Raw genomic sequence first — 20,290 nt, forward strand, 5'->3', positions numbered from 1 at the left:
AGCGGGATCACTTCGGCCACCGAGTCCTCACTCTCGTCCGCTTCGTCCTCGGGCTCTGTCTGAGGACCGGCAACGGACATGGGGACGACGGGACCTGCAGCTTTGGTGCGGGCCGCCACCCGTCGGTCGCGCTTGCCGGACCCTGGTCCCTGCTCGGTCTGCGGGCCGCCGTGGGCCCGGGTGAGCAGGGCCGCGACCGCGTCGGCGATCTCCGCCTCGGTGGCGCGGGGCAGCTAGGGGCTGACGTGGTCCCAGGCCGGGTCACCGAAGGGGACCGGTGCCCGGTTCAGGTGTTTCCAGGTGGCCGGGACCCACTCGTTGTCACCGCGGTGGTTGCGTACCCAGATCCGGGAGACGTCGTAGGGGTCGCGGTGGACCTCCCAGAGCCCGCGTCTGGCCCGGACGCCGGAGTTCTGGCGGCGCATCGGTCCCAAGGCCCGGCTGTCGTAGGTGCGGTTCTTGATCCTGATGCCGTAGTCGTTGACCACCCGCCATTCTGCGGGCAGGAGTTCGACGTAGTCGTCGCCGCTGAGTGCGACCGGGACGTAGCCGCAGGCCTCCACCGAAGCGGCGTACTTCTCGTTCGGCGTGAACAGCCGGCCCGGGTGGACCGGATCGCGCAGACCGTCGTGCTTGCGGTTCTGCCACTTCGCGACGATCCACTCATCCAGAAGCTCCTGCAACTCCAGCAGGGACCACACGCGTTCGCGTTCCAGGTGCCGGCCGCGGTGGTCGGTGCTGCGGCCGGTGTAGGGGGGCAGGAACTGCGCGAACAGCGTGGCCACCGAGCCCAGCATCTTCTCGATGTGCCCCTTCTCGAAGGGCGAGCCCTGGTGGGCCGGCTGCACTTCGATCTCCAGGAACCGGCAGGAGGAGATGAAGTTGCGGGAGAGGAAGGCCTTGCCGTGGTCGCAGACGATGATCTCCGGAACGATCACCGGCCGGGCCGCCGCATGGGCCAGACGCTCGTCCAGGGCCAGCAGCCTGCGGTGCGGCAGCACCGAGCGCGACATCCTGAGCGCGTCCGTCCAGCCCGGCCGCATCAGTTCGGGGGTGACGGTGCGGGCCAGCAGCACGCTGGCATCCACGGCCTTCGTGGTCGGCCGCAGCACCGCCGCGGTCAGCGTCCTGGTGGCGACATCGATCATGGCGGTGAGTTCGACTCTGCCCGTGACGCCGTTGTCGAGCAGGACCAGCACGTCCAGCGGGGTGGAGTCGATCTGCATGACCTCGCCCGGCGCGAAGACGGGCAGTTCCCCGTGCGGCGTCGTGGCCCCGTGGGCCCTGGACCGGCGGGTCACCGCCGAACCGGACGTGTGGGTGCCCGAGGTGAGCTTCGCCAGCAGCCGGTAGAGCGTCCTCTGCGAGGGAAGCCCAGCCCCCTGCTTGTCAGGTGCTTCTTTGAGGATCTCGCCAGTCCGCCACAAAATGAACGTCCCCGTGCGGGTCGAGGCGTCCACCGCTTCCTCGATCGCCTGCCGCATCGCGGCCACCACCGCATCGTCGACCTCCCCGAACTCGGCTGTCCTGCGGACCGGTCGGTGATCGGCCAGGCCCAGCACCCCGCGTTCCTGATAGCGCCGCCGACGGTGGGCGACCGTACTGGCAGAGACCTTGTGACCAGCGGCAGTCAGCTCAGATGCCTTCGCCCGCTGCCGGGAGGTCAAGGACCGCTCCGGCCCGTACTCGGGCCGGACCGCCGTGCCGGGCCCGGCTTCGGGCGGCAACCCGTGCAGGACCTCCGGATGTGGCCCTCCCACCACAGAGCCCTCTCCACCTCCCGGGCGGGAAACGCCTCCAGCAGCGAGGCCGCCGGCAACGGCATCCGAACCGGGCTGTTCACGACCTCGAAATCGGCCGCCGCGAACAACTCGAGCAACGGCATGACCCGATACGGCTCTTCACCGTCCGTCAGCGTCACCGCCTGGGCAGCAACGGCGAGCACTCCGCGGATCCGGCCCTCGAACCGCACCCGGTCACCGACCGCGACCCGCACCGACCGCTTCATCCTGCCCATGCCGCCCGCCCCTCGGTCCAGACGAGAGTGTCCGCCCCCAGCACCGCGGACTCCAGGTCCGTGCCCAGCCGCCCGGACCACAGCAGATGAAACAGCACCGGCAGGACCTGCAGCCGGTCGCCCACCTGCCGGGCTCCCGACCACAACGGCAGCGGCTCCTCGAAGCCTCCACCAGCGCGGCCGCCACCCCCTCCGGGCGCCCCGAGCGGGTCCGCCGGTAGCGGGCCAGCCAGCGCACGTTCGCCATGAACACCGGCTCGGGCGTGCCCATCCACACGAACTCCCAGCCCACCGCCTCACAGGCCCGACGCGTCGCCGCGAACGCCTCCCCGGTCCGATCGTCCAGCCGGTCCGCGGACCGGACATCGACCACCCTGGCCCGCCCGTCAGCAAGGCGTACGAAGTAGTCAGGCGCATGGCGACGCTGTTCCGGACCGTCCTGCCAGTGCAACCAGAAGGGCTGCGAGGCGACCCCGACCACCCTCGGATCACGGTCCAGCAAGATCAGGCAGTCCCGCTCCAGCCACGACTCGTAGCCCACGTGACTACCGGTCGTCGCCGCGAAGTACCAGCCCGGGAAGCTCTCCCCACCCTTCGCCCACCGGAACTCACGAACCGGCTGGACGCCCTCGAACCGCGTACTCCACAACTGGCCCAACGACCCGCGACAACGCTCACCAGACTCAAGAAAGTCCAGCTCAAAGGCGGATAACGCCGGATCTCCGTACGCATGAGCCGGTTCCCCCACCGTGCCTCCAACCGCGACGGTCAAAGTTCAGTGGCAGGAAAGTACCGGTCGTCAAACTTCAGTGGCAATCGAACGAGATTCGCTGTCACAGGACAATCAGGTCGGTGGGGAGGGTTGTCCTGGGAATCTTTCCGATATATCGTTGAGGCATCGCGGACAACACGCGATACGAACGCGACAGATCATCGATTGAATGGAGTGAACGCGATGCGTACCCACGGATTCGAACGTGGACATCGGCACGAGGGTCCCGGCCGCCGAGGCATGGGCGGTTTCGACGGCCGGCGGGCCGCCTTCGGGCCCTTCGGGCCGGGAGGGCCGGGATTCGGTCCCGGCGGCCCCGGCTTCGGGCCGGGCCCCTGGGGGGCGCGGGGCCGGGGCGGGGGGCGGGGACGTGCGCGGCGCGGGGACGTGCGCGCCTCCATCCTGGCCCTGCTCAAGGACCGGCCCATGCACGGCTACGAGATGATCCAGGAGATCGCCGAACGCAGCGGTGGCGCGTGGAAGCCGAGCCCCGGCTCGGTCTACCCCACCCTCCAGCTTCTGGAGGACGAGGGCCTGATCACGAGCGAGAGCGAAGGCGGCAAGAAGCTGTTCTCCCTCACCGGGAGTGGACGCGGCGCCGCCGAGGAAGGCGCGGAGGCTCCCTGGGAGGAGGCCTCGCGCGGGGTCGACTGGGAGGCTCTCGGAGAGATCCGCCAGGCCGGCTCCGGGTTGATGGAAGCCTTCGGGCAGGTCTTCAGGACCGGTAGCAAGGAACAGCGCGAGAAGGCGCTGGCCGTCATCAACGACGCCCGCAGGAAGCTGTACCTGATCCTCGCCGACGAGCAGTGACGCGCGGGCCCGGGGAAGCGGTGTGGCCGGGGCGCGCGGGTGGGTCGCGTGCGCCCCATGATGGAGGCCGGCTGGATCTCCTCCGCAAGGATGACATTCCGGTCGCCGATGTCCACTCTGCGTGGGACGCGAGAATGGTTCCCCTCGTGGATGACCCGCCCCCGTCCGGCTGATGGGGTAGAGGACGTGCACACCCGTACAGCCCACCGGACCGCCCACCACGAGCCGGTTCCGCACCCGGACGGCACCGCCGTGCTCGGTGCCGAGCTGGCAGCGGTGGTCACCGGTGCCCGTCGCAGGGCCCTCCGGGACGGGGACCGGCAGACCGACACCGCCCATCTGCTGCACTCCCTGCTCGAACACGACCCCGAGGCCCGTGCCGCCGTGGGCGGCCCCGCGCGGCTCGCCCGGCTCCTCGGCTACCTCGTCCAGCGCAGCATCGGCTACGGGCTGCGCTGGCAGGGCAGCGTGGAGGACTCCGGGCCGATCACCGTCGTACCGGCACCGGCGGACCCCGCACACCTCGCAGACCCCACGGCCCCCGCGCGCACCGCGGACCCAGGGGACCCAGAGGATCCCGCAGACGGCGAGGATGCGGCGAGCGGCGAAGGTCCGGTCGCGTCCGCCGGTCCGGCCGGCCATGACGGTGGGGCCAGGGAGGCCGGCGGGTGGTCACCCGCCGCATCGGCCGCTCTCGCGGACGCCCGTGGACGGGCCCGGCGGCGGGGCGCGCTCCAGGTCACCGGCACCGACCTGCTCGCGGCGCTCGTCACGGACCCGGGGTCCCGGGCCGTCGAGGTCCTCGCGCGCGCCGGCATCTCCGCCTCCGAGCTGGTCGCGCGGGCCGGGACCGATGCCGACGAGCGCGCCGACGACGGCCGGACCGCCCCCTGATCGTCCCCCCGTCCACCACCTGAGACAGGTGTCAACGAGGGTGACGCTGCTGTCGTCGCCTGTCATCATGTGCCGGTGCATACGTCTGTGAGCAGTCAGGACAGCCCCGGCAGGGGCGTCGGGCTCGGCCTCGCGCTCGTCTCGGCGCTGGCCTTCGGCGGTTCCGGGGTGGCCGCCAAGCCGCTGATCGAGGCGGGACTCGACCCGCTGCACGTGGTGTGGCTGCGGGTGGCTGGCGCCGCCCTGGTGATGCTGCCGCTCGCCGTGCGGCACCGCGCCCTGCCGCGCCGCCGGCCCCTGCTGCTCGCCGGGTTCGGGCTGCTCGCGGTCGCCGGTGTCCAGGCCTGCTACTTCGCCGCGCTCTCCCGCATCCCGGTCGGCGTGGCACTCCTCATCGAGTACCTCGCCCCCGCGCTGGTCCTGGGCTGGGTGCGGTTCGTGCAGCGGCGGCCCGTGACACGTGCCGCCGCGGCCGGTGTGGTCCTGGCGGCCGGCGGTCTCGCCTGTGTGGTGGAGGTGTGGTCGGGCCTGAGCCTCGACGCGGTGGGCCTGCTCCTGGCCCTGGGTGCCGCCTGTTGCCAGGTCGGCTACTTCGTGCTGTCCGATCAGGGCAGCGATGCCGGCGCCGACGCGCCGGATCCGCTCGGCGTCATCGCCTACGGACTCCTCGTCGGCGCCGCCGTGCTGACGGTCGTCGCCCGCCCCTGGAGCATGGACTGGTCGGTGCTGGCCGGCTCGGCCCGGCTGAACGGCACCGCCGTGCCGGCCGTCGCGCTGCTGGCCTGGATCGTCCTGGTCGCCACGGTCCTCGCGTACGTCACCGGCGTGCTGTCCGTGCGGCGGCTGTCGCCGCAGGTCGCCGGTGTCGTGGCCTGCCTGGAGGCCGTCATCGCGACCGTGCTGGCCTGGGTGCTGCTCGGCGAACACCTCTCCGCGCCCCAGGTTTTCGGCGGCGCGGTCGTCCTGGCCGGTGCGTTCATCGCCCAGACGTCGGCCCCCGCCGAGAACGGTCGGGAGCCGGCCGCTCCGGGCGGTGCGGAACGGGAGTTGTCCGCCCGCGGCACCGCCGCATAGGGTCCCCCCATGCCGTCGAACGCACTAGTCCTTCCGCCTCCGGCCGCCTGAGGCGGGCCTCCGGGAGATCGGTCCCGCGCATCCGCGCGGGGCCGGACGGTGCTGCCCGCAGACGAAGTCCGCGCGTCCCGCCGAAGCGGGGCGCCCCGAGCTTCCGCACCTCGCGTGCGTTCCTGCGGAGAGATTCCCTTGTCGAACACTGCCTCCGGCCTGCCCGTCGGGCGTGGCCTGCTCTACCTGATCATCACCGGTGCCGCCTGGGGCACCGTCGGCGCCGCCGCCTCGCTGGTCTCCCGGGCCAGCGACATGGGCGTCTTCGGCCTGTCGTTCTGGCGCTGCGCCCTGGCGCTCGCCTTCCTGCCGGCCGGCCGCCTGCTGCGCCCGCGCGCCCGGCCGCGCAAGACCGTGGCCGTCGCCGGGTCCGCGCCCGTGCCCGAACCCGTGCCGGTGCCCGTACGCCGCAGGGTGGCCCGCGCGGTGGCCACCGGGGTCGGGCTCGCCGTCTTCCAGACGGCCCACTTCGCCGCCGTGGCCTCGACGGGACTGGCCGTGGCCACCGTCGTCACCCTCGGCGCGGGTCCCGTGCTCATCGCGCTCGGCGCCCGGCTGCTGCTCGGCGAGCGGCTCGGCACCGGCGGTGTCGTGGCGGTTGCGGGCGCGCCGGCCGGGCTGGCCGTGCTCACTCTCGGCGGTTCCGCCGCGACGGTCCGCCCGGCGGGTGTGCTCCTCGCGCTCGTCTCGGCCTCGGGCTACGGCGCCATGACCCCGCTCACCAGGTGGTGGGGCCGGGCCGGGGACGCCGACGCCTCCGGTACGACCGCGGGTGCCTTCGCGGTGACCGCCCTGTGCCTGCTGCCCTTCGCGGTGCACGAGGGTCTGCTCCCGCACACCGACCACCCGGCCCGGCTGCTGGGCTGCTGCTCTACGTCGCCGCCGTGCCCACGGCCCTCGCGTACGCGCTCTACTTCGCGGGAGCGGCCGTCGTACGGTCCGCCACGGTCTCCGTGATCATGCTGCCGGAGCCGGAGCCGGAGCCGGTGACGGTGTGAGGCCGTACCGTCACCGCACTGTCAGGCCGCGTCGTCACCGCGCCGTCAGGTAGTCCGGCAGACCGGTGCCGGGCGCCAGGTCGGCGTTGGGGACCGGTGTGTCGTACCCCTTGCGGAGCGGGACGACCCCGGCCCAGTGCGGCAGGCCGAGGTCCTCGGGCTCGTCGTCGGCGCCGCCCGCGCGGACCTTGGCCGAGACCTCCTCCAGATCCAGGCGGATCACCGCGGTGGCGGCCAGCTCCTTCTTGTTCGCGGGCCGGGAGTCGGCGGACCGGCCCGGGACGACATGGTCCACCAGCGCGTCCAGGGCGAGGCGCCGCTCCTCCGGGTCGGTGACCTCGTGGGCGATGCCGTGCACCACCACCGAGCGGTAGTTGATCGAGTGGTGGAAGGCGGAGCGGGCCAGCACCAGACCGTCGACGTGGGTGACCGTCAGGCACACCGGCAGACCCGGGTCGCCCTGGCCGGTCATCCGCAGCGGCCGGGAGCCGGTGGACCCGTGGACGTAGAGCCGCTCGCCGACCCGGCCGTACAGCGTCGGCAGCACCACCGGGGCCCCCTCCCGCACGAAGCCGAGGTGGCAGACGTACCCCTCGTCCAATATCGCGTGCACCAGTTCCCGGTCGTACGACGCGCGGTCCGCCGAGCGCGTCGGGACGGTCCGGCCGGTCGGCGTGTAGGCGGCGGCTCGGGTGTCCTCGGCCTGTGTGTCTTCGGTCGTGCCCTGCATGACGGTCCCCTCCATGGCGGCCTGAGCGTGCGATCCAGATCGCACTAGTGCATAATGGTCTTTGTGCTAGGAGAATATCGGATCAGTGGGCGTGGCGCAGCCGAGATCGCGGCCGACGTCGAACGCGCGGTCGGCGCGGGGGAGCTGCGGCCGGGCCAGCACCTCCCTCCCATGCGGGAGCTGGCAGCCCGGCTGGGGGTGAACCCGAACACGGTCGCCGCCGCCTACCGCAGCCTGCGCGAGCGCGGGGTGATCGAGACGGCCGGCCGCCGGGGCAGCCGCATCCGTCCCAGGCCGGCCACCACCGGACGCGAGCAATTGCGCGTGGAGGTGCCCGCCGGAGGCCGGGACCTGTCGACCGGCAACCCGGACCCGGCCCTGCTGCCCGGTCTGGGCCCGGCCGTCACCGCGGCGGCGGAGGTGGCCGGCCGGCGGCCCGTCCTGTACGGCGACGACCCCGTCGACGCGGACCTCGCACGCGTGGCCCGCACCGAACTCGACGCCGACGGCGTCCCCGCGGGCCCGCTGGCCGTGACGTCCGGCTCCCTCGACGCCGTCGAACGAGTCCTGACCGCGCATCTCAAGCCGGGGGACACGGTCGCCGTCGAGGACCCCGGCTGGGGCAGCCTCCTCGACCTGATCCCCGCCCTGGGCCTGCACGCGGCCCCGGTCGGCGTTGACGATGACGGACCGCTCGACGGCGAACTGCGCCGCGCCCTGGAGTCCGGTGCCCGCGCCCTGATCGTGACCGGCCGCGCGCAGAACCCGACCGGCGCCTCCGTGACCGCCACGCGCGCGCGTGCCCTGCGCGCGGTCCTGCGCGACCACCCGCGGACCCTGCTCATCGAGGACGACCACGGCCACGGCATCGTCGACCTCCCGCTGCACCCCCTCGCGGGCGTCACCCGCCACTGGGCCTTCGTCCGCTCCGCCGCCAAGGCCTACGGACCCGACCTGCGCCTCGCCGTCCTCGCCGGGGACCCCCTCACCGTCGACCGGGTCCGGGGCCGCCAGCGCCTCGGACCCGGCTGGGTCAGCCTGCTGCTGCAACGGACCGTGGCCCATCTGTGGACGCACGACGCGATCGACCGGGCTGCGGTGGCGCGGGCGTACGGCGCCCGCCGGGACGCCCTGGTCGGCGCGCTGGCGGAGCGTGGGGTCGCCGCGCACGGCCGCAGCGGCATGAACGTCTGGGTGCCGGTCCCGGACGAGACGGGCGCGGTGGCCCGCCTCGTCCAGGCGGGCTGGGCGCCGGCCCCGGGCGCCCGCTTCCGCCTGACCTCGCCCCCCGGCATCCGCATCACGGTCTCCCCGCTCACCGAGGAGGACGTCATCCCGCTGGCGGAGGCGGTGGCGACAGCGGTACGCCCGTCACCGGCGCGGACCTACGGTTAGGGGCTGCCGAAGGGGCGCGGGCACCGGGTGCGGGCACCGGATCGCAGGCAGGCACCGGGGTGCCCGCGCTCGTACGCGACTGTGTCCCGCCCGTGTGGGCGCCCCGCGCTCGTGCGCGACCGTGCCCCCGCCCGCTCGGCCGTTCCGCACTCGCAGGGCCCCCGCCCCGCCCCCTCAGCCCCTCTTCGTGCGTATCTGGGTGAGCGCGGCGCCCGCCAGCACGATCACCGCCCCCACCGGGGTGCTCCAGCGGAGCGATTCTCCGAGGATCGCCACTCCCGCGGCCGTGGCGATGACGGGGATGAAGTACGTCACCATCTGGGCGGTGGTGGGCCCGACCTCGGCGACCAGGCCGTACTGGAGCAGCACGGCCAGCCCGGTGCCGAGCGCGCCCAGCGCGGCGACGGCCAGCAGCGGCACGAGCGCGAAACGCTGCGGCACATCGGTGAACAGCGGTGTCACCACGGCCAGTTGAGCCGTCGCCAGCAGCAGTTGGCCTCCGGTCATCGCCAGATGCGAGTTCCCGGTGCCGGCCAGCGTCCGCCGGACGTAGATCCACCCGACCGGATAGCTGAACGACGCGAGCAGCGCCATCGCCGTTCCCTTCGCGTCGAGGCCGTCGAAGCCCTGCCAGGCCCCCAGTACGGTCAGCACCCCCAGGAAGCCCAGCCCGAGGCCGGCGACGCGCACCCGGGTCGGCCGGTCCTCGGAGAGCGCGACCAGGGAGAGGGCCATGCCCCAGAGGGGGGACGTGGCGTTGCAGATGCCGGCCAGCGTGGACGGGATCGTCAGCTCCGAGTAGGCGAACAGGGAGAACGGCAGGGCGTTCAGCAGGAACGCGGCGACCGTCATGTGCCCCCACAGCCGGGCTCCGCGCGGCAGCCGCTGCCGCTTGGCGGCCATGGCCGCCATCAGCACCGCCGTACCGAACACCAGCCGTCCCAGGGTGACCTGGAAGGGGGCGTACCCGTCCGTCCCCACCTTGATCAGCAGGAAGCTGAAGCCCCAGATCGCGGACAGGGCGCCGAAGCGCAGCCTCCAGTCGAGGCGGGTGCCGGGGCGGGCGGGGGGTGCGGACCGGGTCCGGGGTGCGGTGACCGTGCTCATGGCTTCAACGATGCGGCAGCGGACCTCGTAGCACAATCGAGATTTTCCACCGGGTACCTCTTAGAATCACTTACATGTTGAACCTGGAGCGCCTGCGCACCCTCGACGCCCTCGCCCGGCACGGCTCGGTCAGCGCGGCGGCCGACGCGCTGCACGTCACGACCTCCGCGGTGTCGCAGCAGCTAAGCAAGCTGGAGCGGGAGACAGGCCAGCAGCTCCTCGCCAGGAACGGCCGGGGCGTACGGCTCACTGACGCCGGCCGTCTGCTGTCGGAACACGCGGGCCGCATCCTGTCGCAGGTGGAGCTGGCCGAGTCGGACCTGGAGGCGCACCGCGGCCAGGTCGTCGGCGAACTCAGGCTGTCGGCGTTCCCGACCGCGGCCCGGGGGCTCTTCCCGGACGCGCTCGGCGCCCTGCGCACCGAACACCCGGGACTCCGGGTGCGCTCCAGCGAACTGGAGCCGGAGCAGGGCATCGCCGGCGTCGTCCGCGGCGACCTCGACCTCGCGGTGGTCCTGGACTGGTACAACAAACCGATGCCCGTGCCCGACGGCCTGGTCAAGGCGGCCCTGCTGGACGACCCGGCCGATGTCGCCATGCCGGCCGGGCACCCGCTCGCGGACCGGGACGAGGTCGACCTCACCGAGTTCGCCGACGACGAGTGGATCACCTGGGGCCAGGGCGAGTTCTGCCACGAGTGGCTGATGTTCACCCTGCGGTCCAAGGGCGTCGAGCCGATCGTCGGCCACCGCGCGGGGGAGACCCACACCCAGCTCGGGCTCGTGGCCGCCGGTCTGGGTGTGTGCATCGCGCCGCTGCTGGGACGCCAACCGGTGCCCGAAGGGGTGGTCCTGCTGCCGCTCAGGCAGCGGGTGCGGCGGCATGTGTACGTCGTCTGGCGCGCGGACGCCGACCGCCGCCCCTCCATCCGTGCGGCGGTGGACGCGCTGCGCGCGGCGGCACGGAAGCTGGGCGGGGCCTAGGTGTGCTGTTCGGACAGGTTGGTGATGCGGCCGGCTGGTGGCTGGCCCACTCGTCGGGCATGGTGCGGTGGAAGCGTTCGACCTCGCTGTTGGTCCGGGGCCGTCAGGGCCTGGTCCAGCGGGGGCTGATGCCCAGGTCTCGGCTCACGCCAGGTGTTCTTCGTGTACACCCGGGCATTGCCGGCCAGGACCCGCTCGACCGCAATGCACCGCTGACCGAGATCATGGGAACTACGGCAACTGTCGGCATCCGCCGCAGGCGGCCGGTCCTCGCGGGTGGTCGATCAGCCGGTGACCGTGTCGCGCGGCTCGCCGCCGTCGGCCAGGGCCTCGGCGGCCCGTTCTCGGTAGGCGCGGAAGCGGCGCAGGTACGACCGTGCCATGGGGCCCGGCGGGACGCCCCGGGCGAAGGCTCGCATGTTGCGTTCGCCCGTGTTGTAGCCGAGGGCGAGGAGTTCGTCGCGGGTGTAACGGCGTACATGCCGCCTCGCAAGGCTGCGGTCGAGGTCCTTCAGGTGCAGGGCAGCCGTGCGGACGGCGAAGGCGGGGTCGTCGCGCAGGTCCTGCCATCGCCCCGGCAGACCGTGCGTCCGCCGGACCCGCTCGAACGTCGCCCGGTGCATGTTGGCCAGGCCGAAGGACGCCCCGGGCTTCCACCACTGCCACAACCGCTCCAGCAGCGGATGGTGCGGCTTGTACGCCTCGTTGTGGAGCACCGTCATCACGAGCAGGGGCGAGACCCCGGCCTCCCGGGCACTGCGCACCACCACTGCCGCGTAATCGGCCGGCTCGTAGCCGCCGGGTCGCAACGGCGGCGTCCGGGCGTCCTCACGGTCCGCTGTCCGGGCTCCTTGCTTCGCTGCCGCCGTCGATCGTTCGGCCATTGTCGATCACCCTTCCACCGTCCTGAGGTGCACGTGCCCCCGTGGCCCTGCCCCAATCCAGGGGAGGTAGTGACCTGCGGAGCGGAAACTCCCGGGAAGCTTCGGCGAGCGACACCCTGCTCAACCCGGCAGACTGGGCGCGCACGCTGCTGGCGGTCGGCTGGTCAGGAAGCCTTGAGAGCGGCGACGTGCTCGGTGCGCCGCTCGAGTTGGTTCACCCCGGCGATGTTGGAGGGGCGGTCCGGCAAGACCGCCCCCGACGCACCTCCAGCCAACTACACTCCCGGACGACGCCTCTGACCAGGCCAGACAGCGAACCGCTGCTGGAGTACTAGGCCCCGCCCAGCTTCCGGAAGTCCCAGGACACGATCTTCTCCGGGGTCAGCCGGGCCCAGGCGTGCCGGCCGTCGTGCGGCATCTCGTCCAGGCCGAAGTTCTTGCGCGCGAACAGGGTCTCGGCCGTGTCGAGTTCGGCGCACAGCTCGCCCGTGCGAGGGACCTCGCCCACGAACTCCACCCGGCCGGACAGCTCGGCCCCGCGCAACTGGTCGTACTCCTCGCCGGAGTCGACCACGACCGCCACCCGCGGATCGCGGCGGAGCTGTGCCCAGCGCCGGCTGCGGACCACCGAGTACAGCCACAGTGAGGTGCCGTCCCAGGCGAACCACAGCGCACTCACGTGCGGGGTGCCGTCGGACGCGACGGTCGCGACCCGGCAGGTGCGCTGTGCGGTGAGGAACTCGTCCAGCTCGCCGGGCGTCATCATGATCCTCCGGCCCCGGCGCTGCTGCGTGACGGTCATGCGGCCCCCTCTTCTCCCATGTCGTACCAGAGGAACGCCCCCTGCTGCGCCGATCCGCTGACATCGTGTCAGGAAAGGGAACGCTCCGGCTTGTGCTCGGCCCCGGACGCGGTCGCTGTCACCGTCCCGAACGGCAGCGCGTCGCGTCCGGTGCCCGGCGGCCCGATGCGGGCGTGCGGGCGGGGCCGAGCCGGGTCAGGCCAGTTCGATCTCGTCACCGGAGACCGTGATCTTGGCCGCGGGCAGCGCCCGGGTCGCGGGGCCCTTCTTCACACTGCCGTCCTCGGCGGAGAAGTGGCTGTTGTGGCAGGGACAGACGATCACGCCGTCGGCCACGCTGCCCACCGCACATCCCTGGTGGGTGCACTTGGACGAGAACGCCTTGAACGTGCCGGCCGTCGGCTGGGTGACCACGACACCGTGGTCCTTGAAGATCTTGCCGCCACCTTCGGGGATGTCCGACGTCCTGGCGAGCGCGGTGCCGCCGGCCGGGGAACCGCTGTCCTGCGAGGACCCGGCGGCACCGGCACCTGCACCGGAGCCGGCGGACGAGTCGTCGCCCGAGCCGCAGGCGGTCAGTGCGGCGGCGAGCCCCAACGCTCCGGCCGCCGCCATGACGGTTCGGCGGGCCGGTGCCGGTGCCGTTTCCGGCGGGAGCGAAGCGCTGGTCATGTGGGGATTCCCTTCCGCGGAGCTTCTGCCTGATCCGCCATGGGGTACGGCCGGAAGACGGCGGCCGTTCAGACGGGCTGCCGGATCCCTGTCGTCGGGTGATCGGCGGGCGCTTGTTCCACGAGGGAAGAACGTCCGGTTCCGTGGCTGCGATCCGCGGGCCGACGGGACATCCGGGCGGGTCGGCGCCGCGTACTCGTACGCGGCAAAGACAAAGGCAGGAAGATCTCTCTTCCCGCCTCTCCTAACGTATAGCGCACCGGGGGGCTTGCGGCAAGGCCCGGGTGGGGGCGCAGAATCGTCGGCCGAGGCTACGACCTGCGGAATTGGGGGGGGCGCGACGTGCGTGTGGTGGCGATGTACGGGGGACGCGATGACGTCGAACCGGCGGGGGGACCGGCGGAGCGGTGGAACGGCTCGTCGGAGGGAGGGCAGCCAGAGGGAGGGCGGCCGGAGACGAGGACGTGCTCGACAAGGGTCCCGGCGGAGCGGGAGGCACCGCTGACGCGATCGGCCGGCGCGGGGCAGCAACCGGACACGACTGCCTCGGAGGTGTCGCGATGACCGAGCAGTACGTACGGGACCTTCGGGAGGTCGACGGGACGCACGTCGCGGTCGTCGGCGGCAAGGGCGCTCACCTGGGCGGGCTGTCGCGGATCGAAGGCATCCGCGTGCCGGCCGGCTTCTGCGTGACGACGGACGCCTTCCGGCGGGTCATGGCCGAAGCGCCGTCGATCGACGACCGGCTCGACCGGCTGTCGCGCCTGGACCCGGACGACCGGCAGGCGATCCGCGCGCTGAGCGCGGAGATCCGCCGGATCATCGAAGGGATCGCCGTCCCTGGCGATCTCACGGAGGCGATCACCCGCGCGCTGGCCCGGCTCGGCGAGCAGGCCGCCTACGCCGTCCGGTCCTCCGCGACGGCGGAGGACCTGCCGACGGCCTCCTTCGCCGGCCAGCACGACACGTACGTGAACGTGGTGGGGCCGGCGGCGGTCCTCCGGCACGTCAGCCGGTGCTGGGCCTCGCTCTTCACCGAGCGGGCCGTGACCTACCGCCGGCGGAACGGCATCGACCACCGTACGGTCCAGATGGCCGTGGTCGTGCAGCGGATGGTCTTCCCGCAGGCGGCCGGCATCCTGTTCACGGCCGACCCCCTCACGGGCAACCGGAGCGTCGCCACCGTGGAGGCCGGCTTCGGACTCGGCGAGGCCCTGGTCTCCGGCCTGGTGAACCCGGACGTCTTCACGGTGCGACACGGCGAGGTCGTCGCGAGGGCGGTCGCCGCGAAACAGTGTGCCCTCCAGGCCCTGCCGGCCGGTGGCACGCGGGAAGTGGCGGTCGACCCGCCGCTGCAGGGGCAGCCGGCGCTGACGGATGCGCAGGCCGTGCGGCTCGTGCGGCTCGGGCGGCGGATCGAAGCACACTTCGGCCGCCCGCAGGACATCGAATGGTGCCTGGTCGACGACGGCTTCCGGTTCGTCCAGAGCCGGCCGATCACGACGCTGTTCCCCGTCCCCGAGACCGGCGACCAGGAGAACCACGTCTACGTCTCCGTCGGTCACCAGCAGATGATGACCGACCCCATGAAGCCCCTCGGCCTCTCCGTGTGGCAGTTGACGGCCATGGTGCCCGTGCACGAGGCCGGCGGGAGGCTGTTCGTCGACGTCACCCGGCGCCTGGCCTCACCCGCGAGCCGCGCCGGCCTCCTGGACCTCATCGGCAGGGGTGATCCGCTGACCAGGGACGCGCTGGAGACCGTCCTGGACCGCGACGGCTTCGTCCCGTCACTCCCGGACGCGGGTCCCGGCGGGCCGCCGGCCGGCGGCGCCTCCAGCCCGATCGAGACGGATCCGGCCATCGTCACCGGGCTGATCGAGCGCAGCCAGGCGTCCGTCGCCGCCCTGGAGCGCGACATCCGGACGAAGACCGGACCGGCGCTGTTCGACTTCCTGCTGGAGGCCTTCGAGGAGCACAGGCGAGTCCTCGGTGATCCGCTGAATCTTCAGGTGATCATGGCGGGGATGGAGGCCACCTGGTGGCTCAACGACAAGCTGCGGGAGTGGCTGGGCGAACGGAACACGGCCGACACGCTGACGCTGTCCGCCCCCGGCAACATCACGTCGGAGATGGGACTGGCGCTGCTCGACGTCGCGGACGTGATCCGTCCGTATCGGGAGGTGGTGGCGTTCCTGCGGGGCGTCGAGGACGAGGACTTCCTGGACGGGCTGGCGAAGCTCGCGGGCGGGACCGAAGCGCGCGACGCCATCGAGTCCTACCTCTACCGGTACGGCATGCGCTGCGTCGGCGAGATCGACATCACGAGGCCGCGTTGGCGCGAGCGCCCCGGCACGCTCGTGCCCGTGATCCTCGACCACGTCAGGAACTTCGAGCCGGGCGCCGCCGGGCGGCGCTTCGAGCAAGGGCGGCAGAGGGCGCTGCAGAAGGAACATGACGTGCTGTCACGCTTGCGGGCCCTGCCGGACGGGGACCGGAAGGCCGACGAGACCAAGCGGATGATCGACCGGGTCCGGACCTTCATCGGGTACCGGGAGTACCCGAAGTACGGCATCATCAATCGCTACTTCGTCTACAAGCAGGCGCTGTTGAGAGAGGCCGAGCGCCTCGTGCGGGCCGACGTGCTGGCCGAGAAGGAGGACATCTTCTACCTCACGTTCCAGGAACTCCGCGACGTCGTACGCACGAACCAGGTGGACGACCGGCTCATCCAGCAGCGCAAGGACGCGTTCCGGTCGTACCAGGCGCTCACACCCCCCCGGGTGCTCACATCGGATGGTGAGGCCGTCAGCGGGGCGTACCGGCGCGACGACGTGCCGGCCGGTGCCCTGGTCGGCCTGCCGGTCTCCGTCGGGACCGTCGAGGGAAGGGCCCGTGTCATCCTCGACATGGCGCAGGCCGACCTCGAAGCGGGCGACATCCTGGTCACGACCTTCACGGACCCAAGCTGGTCACCGCTGTTCGTCGGCATCGCGGGCCTGGTGACGGAGGTGGGTGGCCTGATGACCCATGGCGCGGTGATCGCCCGGGAGTACGGCTTGCCGGCCGTCGTGGGCGTGGAGCGGGCCACCCGGCTGATCCGGGACGGGCAGCGGATCCGTGTGCACGGAACCGACGGGTACGTCGAGCTCCTGCCCTGACCGACCACACCGGGAAGCCCCGTCGGTAGCTGCCGACCGGACGACGCCGGGCGGTCGAGGGCCCCCACGACCGCCGCCCGCACCGCGCACACGCCCCGTGGCCGCAGTTCCGGTGTCTACGCCTTGTGCCGGTAGACGACCAGGTACGGCTCATTGTCCGCCCGGTGCGTGAAGACACCGACGCCGTCGAGGTCGGCGAGCGGTGTCTGCTCCACTCCGGTCAGCGCCTTCGGGGAACCCGCGGCCAGCGCGAGCTGGACGGGGGCCGTGGTCCCGGTCAGGCTGTGGCCCTTCGTGAGCGAGGTGCCGTAGGCGATGCCGTCGTCGGTGACGGAGGTGAAGGTGAGCGGCTTGCGGTCGTCGGTCTCCTCGAAGCAGTACCCCTTCTTCGACCGGAGGTCGAAGGCGAGGTGCTCCGAGACGAGATAGCGGCCGTTCGGGGAGAGCGCGGAGCCGGGGGCTTCTCCCGACCCGATGGACGGCTTGGCGCACAGCACGGACGCCTGGACCCGGCCGGTCCGGTCGTCGAGCACGGCCCACACGTTGTGGCTGCCGCTGTTCTTCTCCTCCCAGCGGGCGATGAGGTGCCCGTCGCTGCCCGGCCACACCATTCCGGTCGCGGGATCGGCCTCGGCCGGCGCGATGCGGTCGTCGTCCCAGGAACCGGGGATGCCGAACGCGCCCTCGCCCTCGTTGAGCACCACCGGATCCTGCTCCGTCAGGGCCGCGACCTCGTTGCCGTAGGAGCAGGAGGAGCAGCCGGGTACCTCGAGCGACCCGGTGTCGTACGTCGTGGTCCCGCCGGTGGCCACGTCGAGGGCGATCTTGCGCTTGTCCGTGACGGGTACCAGGAGCCGTTCCCCTGCGGCGGTGACTCGGCCCGTGCCGTAGTCGGTTGCCGGGACCTCGACATGGTGCGTGGGTGCGACGGCGTCGCCCGAGCCGTCGGCGGCGTAGATGTCCACGGCGTACTCCTGCTCGGCCTTGGACAGGGCGTCACCGCCCGTCTCGCCCCGGGACCAGGTCACCAGGCGGTCCTTGCCGCCGACGGGAACGACGACGAGGCCGGGAGTCTCGCTCTCGGAGAGGTCCTTGAACGGCTTGCCCGTCCAGCGGACCCGGCCCGTCGCGGCATCGCGCAGGGTCACGCGGTAGGCGGACCCCGTGCCGGTCATCGTGGCGATCGCACCGGCATGCGGCAGTACGGCGTACGTACCGAGCTGGTCCCCCGAGAGCTGCCAGCCCCGTGAAGCGTCGTACCCGGCGGGTACCTGGAGCTTCAGCGAGGGCGCCGATGTCGTGATGTGCACGGGAGGTTTCTTGCCGTTGCCGGAGGTGTTCGCGCCTCCTGATCCGTCACTGCACGCCGTGAGCGATCCGACGGCTATGACGGCGACGGATGTCCTGACGAGTACCGACTTCATGCACTGCCCTTCCGTTTACGCGGAGGACAGCCCACGCGCCGAACCGCCTCCCCCGATGGCATGGTCATGATGGCATGACCACCACCGCACGCCGAGCGGGTATTCACCGCCGTGGTAGCCCGGGCCGGCACCGAGAAGGACCGGAACCGGGCCGCCGCCAGGCAGGCGGTGACGCGCCCGCCTTCCCGGGGATCACCACAGCGAAACGCCGGCAGTGGGCGGCGGCCCCGAAGGACGGCACCCACGGACTGCGGCACACTTGTGCCTCGATCATGCTGGAGGCGGGAGAGCCCGTTGTGACCCCGGCGCGCGGGCGCGGGCACTTCTCGCCGACGAGCTGATCTTGTGTTGCACGGCTGAAGAGACGGATGACCTGGGAAAATGCTGAAAGAGGTCACCGCGACCCGCTACATCACGCCCCTGCGTGAGGGTGGTTCGCTGCCGGGGCTCGTCGAGGCCGACGACTTCGGAACCTACGTCATGAAGTTCACCGGCGCCGGACAGGGCCGCAAGACCCTGGTGGCCGAGGTGGTGTGCGGCGAACTCGCCCGGCGCCTCGGGTTCCGGATGCCCCGCCTGGTCACCGTCGGGCTGGACCCGGTCCTCGGGCTCGGCGAACCCGACCAGCAGGTGCAGGACCTGCTCCGCAACAGCGGCGGCACCAACCTCGGCATGGACTTCCTCTCCGGCGCCCTCGGCTACGACCCGCTCGCCTTCCCGGTGAGCCCCGAGGAAGCCGGCCGGATCGTCTGGTTCGACGCGCTGATCAACAACGTCGACCGGTCCTGGCGCAACCCCAACCTGCTCCTGCACCGGGGCGAGCTGTGGCTCATCGACCACGGCGCCACCATGATCTGGCACCACAACTGGCCCTCCGCCGAGGTCTCCGCGGCCCGCCCCTACGACGCTGGCGACCACGCTCTCGCCCGGTTCGCCCCGGACGTGCGCGCCGCCGCGGCCGAGCTGGCCCCCCGGGTCACCGAGGACCTGCTCGCCGAGGTCACCGCCGAGATCCCGGACGCCTGGCTCGCCGGCGAGCCAGGCTTCGACACCCCGGACGACCTGCGCCGGGCCTACATCCGGCCACTGCTCGCGCGGGCGGCCGTCATCGCCGGGCGCATCACCGGCATCGGCACCGAGGAGGGCAAGTGAGCGAGCGCCACATCCACATGGCCGGCCATGTCACCGAACGGCACATCACCCGCGCGGGCCAGGGCGGCGACCGGGACGTCTTCGAGTACGCGCTGCTGCGGGTCGTCCCCCGGGTGGAGCGCGGGGAGTGCGTCAACGCGGGCGTGGTCGTCTACTGCCGTGCCCGGGCATATGTCGGCGCCCGGACCCATCTGGACGAGGCGCGGCTGCTCGCGCTGGACCCGCGGGCCGACGTCGCCGGGGTCCGCGCGGCGCTCGGTGCCGTGGAGAAAGTGTGTGCGGGCGGGGCGGAGGCCGGACAGGCGGCCCAGGACGACGCCGGGCGCCGGTTCCGCTGGCTGATCGCGCCCCGTTCCACGGTTGTCCAGCCCGGCCCCGTGCACACCGGGCTGACCGCCGACCCGGCCGCCGAGACGGAGCGGTTGCTGGACCTCCTGGTGAGGTAATGGATCACACCGGCCGGGTGTGCCGTTGACACCGGGTGCCAGGGCTTCTAGCGTCACCTGTACTGAAGGTACTAAGCGGTCGCTCACCGCATGAGGGGCTCTCCCCCGGAGCCCCGGCAGTTCTCTCAAGGGCGAGGAGAAGCAGCAATGTCCACCACTGAACAGCGGGTCGCGGTAGTCACCGGCGCGGCGCGCGGCATCGGCGCCGCCACCGCCGTACGACTGGCAGCCGAGGGCCACGCGGTCGCCGTGATCGACCTCGACGAGGCCGCCTGCAAGGACACCGTCGAGAAGATCGCCGCGGCCGGCGGCAAGGCCGTCGCGGTCGGCGCGGACGTGTCGGACGAGGCACAGGTCGAGGCGGCCGTCGCCCGGATCGTGGCGGAGCTGGGCGCCCCGACGATCCTCGTCAACAACGCGGGCGTGCTCCGCGACAACCTGCTGTTCAAGATGACCGTCTCCGACTGGGACACCGTCCTGAACGTCCACCTGCGCGGCTCGTTCCTGATGACGAAGGCCGTCCAGAAGCACATGGTCGAGGCGGGCTTCGGCCGGATCGTCAACCTGTCCTCCTCCTCGGCGCTCGGCAACCGCGGCCAGGCCAACTACTCCGCCGCCAAGGCCGGTCTCCAGGGCTTCACCAAGACCCTCGCCGTCGAGCTGGGCAAGTTCGGCATCACCGCCAACGCCGTCGCGCCCGGTTTCATCGCCACCGAGATGACCAAGGCCACCGCGGACCGCGTCGGCATGGGCTTCGAGGACTTCAAGAAGGCCGCCGCCACCCAGATCCCGGTGCAGCGCGTCGGCGAGCCCGAGGACATCGCCAACGCCATCGCCTTCTTCACCGGCGAGGCCGCCGGCTTCGTCTCCGGCCAGGTGCTGTACGTCGCCGGCGGACCGCTCAACTAGGGATTCAGAGGT

Annotated in this window: 17 protein-coding genes and 3 pseudogenes; 10 read left to right on the top strand and 10 right to left on the bottom strand. The window is 72.1% G+C overall.

The window, feature by feature from the left end; genetic code table 11:
* Positions 1-233: 233 nt before the first annotated feature.
* From D9753_RS38250 to D9753_RS30110, 3 genes and pseudogenes are all read right to left on the bottom strand, one after another.
* Entirely contained in the window at positions 234-1,562 is a 1,329-nt protein-coding gene (locus D9753_RS38250) for a transposase family protein (protein WP_240468318.1), read from the bottom strand.
* 442 nt (positions 1,563-2,004) lie between these two features.
* Positions 2,005-2,142 (bottom strand): hypothetical protein, encoded by a 138-nt coding sequence (locus D9753_RS39095; protein ID WP_338058020.1) that lies wholly within the window; start codon positions 2,140-2,142, stop codon positions 2,005-2,007.
* 92 nt (positions 2,143-2,234) lie between these two features.
* Positions 2,235-2,765 (bottom strand): annotated as a pseudogene (locus D9753_RS30110) (TnsA-like heteromeric transposase endonuclease subunit); the annotation flags it as partial.
* A 207-nt stretch (positions 2,766-2,972) separates the two neighbouring features.
* On the opposite strand from D9753_RS30110, the gene D9753_RS30115 reads away from it, so the two are divergent.
* The 4 genes and pseudogenes from D9753_RS30115 to D9753_RS30130 all read left to right on the top strand — a co-directional run.
* A complete protein-coding gene (locus D9753_RS30115) occupies positions 2,973-3,599 on the top strand; it encodes a PadR family transcriptional regulator (RefSeq protein ID WP_121789864.1) in 627 nt (208 codons plus the stop codon).
* Positions 3,600-3,785: 186 nt separating this feature from the next.
* Positions 3,786-4,493, top strand: a complete 708-nt coding sequence (locus D9753_RS30120) for a Clp protease N-terminal domain-containing protein (protein WP_394346770.1) — start codon at positions 3,786-3,788, stop codon at positions 4,491-4,493.
* Positions 4,494-4,562: 69 nt separating this feature from the next.
* On the top strand, positions 4,563-5,567 hold the full coding sequence (locus D9753_RS30125) for an EamA family transporter (RefSeq protein ID WP_121789865.1): 1,005 nt from the start codon (positions 4,563-4,565) through the stop codon (positions 5,565-5,567).
* A gap of 189 nt (positions 5,568-5,756) precedes the next feature.
* A pseudogene (locus D9753_RS30130) lies at positions 5,757-6,592 on the top strand (EamA family transporter); the annotation flags it as partial.
* 58 nt (positions 6,593-6,650) lie between these two features.
* Here the strand turns inward: D9753_RS30130 and D9753_RS30135 are convergent.
* Positions 6,651-7,346, bottom strand: coding sequence for a pyridoxamine 5'-phosphate oxidase family protein (locus tag D9753_RS30135; RefSeq protein WP_121791360.1), 696 nt, complete (start codon positions 7,344-7,346; stop codon positions 6,651-6,653).
* A gap of 63 nt (positions 7,347-7,409) precedes the next feature.
* Between D9753_RS30135 and D9753_RS30140 the strand changes: the two genes are divergently transcribed.
* Positions 7,410-8,741 (top strand): aminotransferase class I/II-fold pyridoxal phosphate-dependent enzyme, encoded by a 1,332-nt coding sequence (locus tag D9753_RS30140; RefSeq protein WP_121791361.1) that lies wholly within the window; start codon positions 7,410-7,412, stop codon positions 8,739-8,741.
* 174 nt (positions 8,742-8,915) lie between these two features.
* Here D9753_RS30140 and D9753_RS30145 read toward each other — a convergent pair whose 3' ends face one another.
* Positions 8,916-9,848 (bottom strand): DMT family transporter, encoded by a 933-nt coding sequence (locus D9753_RS30145; RefSeq protein ID WP_205614298.1) that lies wholly within the window; start codon positions 9,846-9,848, stop codon positions 8,916-8,918.
* A 74-nt stretch (positions 9,849-9,922) separates the two neighbouring features.
* On the opposite strand from D9753_RS30145, the gene D9753_RS30150 reads away from it, so the two are divergent.
* Complete coding sequence (locus tag D9753_RS30150; protein WP_121789867.1) at positions 9,923-10,831, top strand: LysR family transcriptional regulator; 909 nt, start codon at positions 9,923-9,925, stop codon at positions 10,829-10,831.
* 22 nt (positions 10,832-10,853) lie between these two features.
* Here the strand turns inward: D9753_RS30150 and D9753_RS39470 are convergent.
* The 4 genes and pseudogenes from D9753_RS39470 to D9753_RS30170 all read right to left on the bottom strand — a co-directional run.
* Positions 10,854-11,037 (bottom strand): annotated as a pseudogene (locus tag D9753_RS39470) (IS481 family transposase); the annotation flags it as partial.
* 78 nt (positions 11,038-11,115) lie between these two features.
* Positions 11,116-11,715 (bottom strand): lytic transglycosylase domain-containing protein, encoded by a 600-nt coding sequence (locus D9753_RS30160; RefSeq protein WP_121789868.1) that lies wholly within the window; start codon positions 11,713-11,715, stop codon positions 11,116-11,118.
* Between the two features lie 331 nt (positions 11,716-12,046).
* Entirely contained in the window at positions 12,047-12,517 is a 471-nt protein-coding gene (locus tag D9753_RS30165) for a pyridoxamine 5'-phosphate oxidase family protein (protein ID WP_121789869.1), read from the bottom strand.
* Between the two features lie 195 nt (positions 12,518-12,712).
* Positions 12,713-13,189 (bottom strand): Rieske (2Fe-2S) protein, encoded by a 477-nt coding sequence (locus tag D9753_RS30170; protein ID WP_121789870.1) that lies wholly within the window; start codon positions 13,187-13,189, stop codon positions 12,713-12,715.
* A gap of 560 nt (positions 13,190-13,749) precedes the next feature.
* On the opposite strand from D9753_RS30170, the gene rph reads away from it, so the two are divergent.
* A complete protein-coding gene (rph, locus tag D9753_RS30175; protein WP_121789871.1) occupies positions 13,750-16,347 on the top strand; it encodes a rifamycin-inactivating phosphotransferase in 2,598 nt (865 codons plus the stop codon).
* A gap of 116 nt (positions 16,348-16,463) precedes the next feature.
* Here the strand turns inward: rph and D9753_RS30180 are convergent, their stop codons facing one another.
* Positions 16,464-17,771 (bottom strand): hypothetical protein, encoded by a 1,308-nt coding sequence (locus D9753_RS30180; protein ID WP_121789872.1) that lies wholly within the window; start codon positions 17,769-17,771, stop codon positions 16,464-16,466.
* 381 nt (positions 17,772-18,152) lie between these two features.
* Between D9753_RS30180 and D9753_RS30190 the strand changes: the two genes are divergently transcribed.
* From D9753_RS30190 to fabG, 3 genes are all read left to right on the top strand, one after another.
* A complete protein-coding gene (locus D9753_RS30190; protein ID WP_121789873.1) occupies positions 18,153-18,923 on the top strand; it encodes a HipA family kinase in 771 nt (256 codons plus the stop codon).
* The gene (locus D9753_RS30195; RefSeq protein ID WP_121789874.1) at positions 18,920-19,369 is read left to right on the top strand and encodes a DUF3037 domain-containing protein; all 450 of its coding nucleotides are present in this window, start codon (positions 18,920-18,922) and stop codon (positions 19,367-19,369) included. Before D9753_RS30190 ends, D9753_RS30195 begins: the two co-directional genes overlap by 4 nt.
* A 147-nt stretch (positions 19,370-19,516) precedes the next feature.
* Entirely contained in the window at positions 19,517-20,278 is a 762-nt protein-coding gene (fabG, locus tag D9753_RS30200) for a 3-oxoacyl-ACP reductase FabG (protein WP_121789875.1), read from the top strand.
* The last annotated feature ends 12 nt before the right edge of the window (positions 20,279-20,290 follow it).

Origin of the sequence: Streptomyces dangxiongensis, from assembly GCF_003675325.1 — a bacterium.
GTDB lineage: Bacteria > Actinomycetota > Actinomycetes > Streptomycetales > Streptomycetaceae > Streptomyces > Streptomyces dangxiongensis.

Excerpts from the sequence above, each read along its gene's own strand:
- D9753_RS30115 (WP_121789864.1), top strand. The coding sequence starts at position 2,973 with ATGCGTACCCACGGATTCGAACGTGGACATCGGCACGAGGGTCCCGGC.
- rph (WP_121789871.1), top strand. The coding sequence starts at position 13,750 with ATGACCGAGCAGTACGTACGGGACCTTCGGGAGGTCGACGGGACGCAC.
- D9753_RS30160 (WP_121789868.1), bottom strand. The coding sequence starts at position 11,715 with ATGGCCGAACGATCGACGGCGGCAGCGAAGCAAGGAGCCCGGACAGCG.
- D9753_RS30170 (WP_121789870.1), bottom strand. The coding sequence starts at position 13,189 with ATGACCAGCGCTTCGCTCCCGCCGGAAACGGCACCGGCACCGGCCCGC.
- D9753_RS30135 (WP_121791360.1), bottom strand. The coding sequence starts at position 7,346 with ATGCAGGGCACGACCGAAGACACACAGGCCGAGGACACCCGAGCCGCC.
- D9753_RS30190 (WP_121789873.1), top strand. The coding sequence starts at position 18,153 with ATGCTGAAAGAGGTCACCGCGACCCGCTACATCACGCCCCTGCGTGAG.
- D9753_RS30165 (WP_121789869.1), bottom strand. The coding sequence starts at position 12,517 with ATGACCGTCACGCAGCAGCGCCGGGGCCGGAGGATCATGATGACGCCC.
- D9753_RS30180 (WP_121789872.1), bottom strand. The coding sequence starts at position 17,771 with ATGAAGTCGGTACTCGTCAGGACATCCGTCGCCGTCATAGCCGTCGGA.
- fabG (WP_121789875.1), top strand. The coding sequence starts at position 19,517 with ATGTCCACCACTGAACAGCGGGTCGCGGTAGTCACCGGCGCGGCGCGC.
- D9753_RS30145 (WP_205614298.1), bottom strand. The coding sequence starts at position 9,848 with ATGAGCACGGTCACCGCACCCCGGACCCGGTCCGCACCCCCCGCCCGC.
- D9753_RS30150 (WP_121789867.1), top strand. The coding sequence starts at position 9,923 with ATGTTGAACCTGGAGCGCCTGCGCACCCTCGACGCCCTCGCCCGGCAC.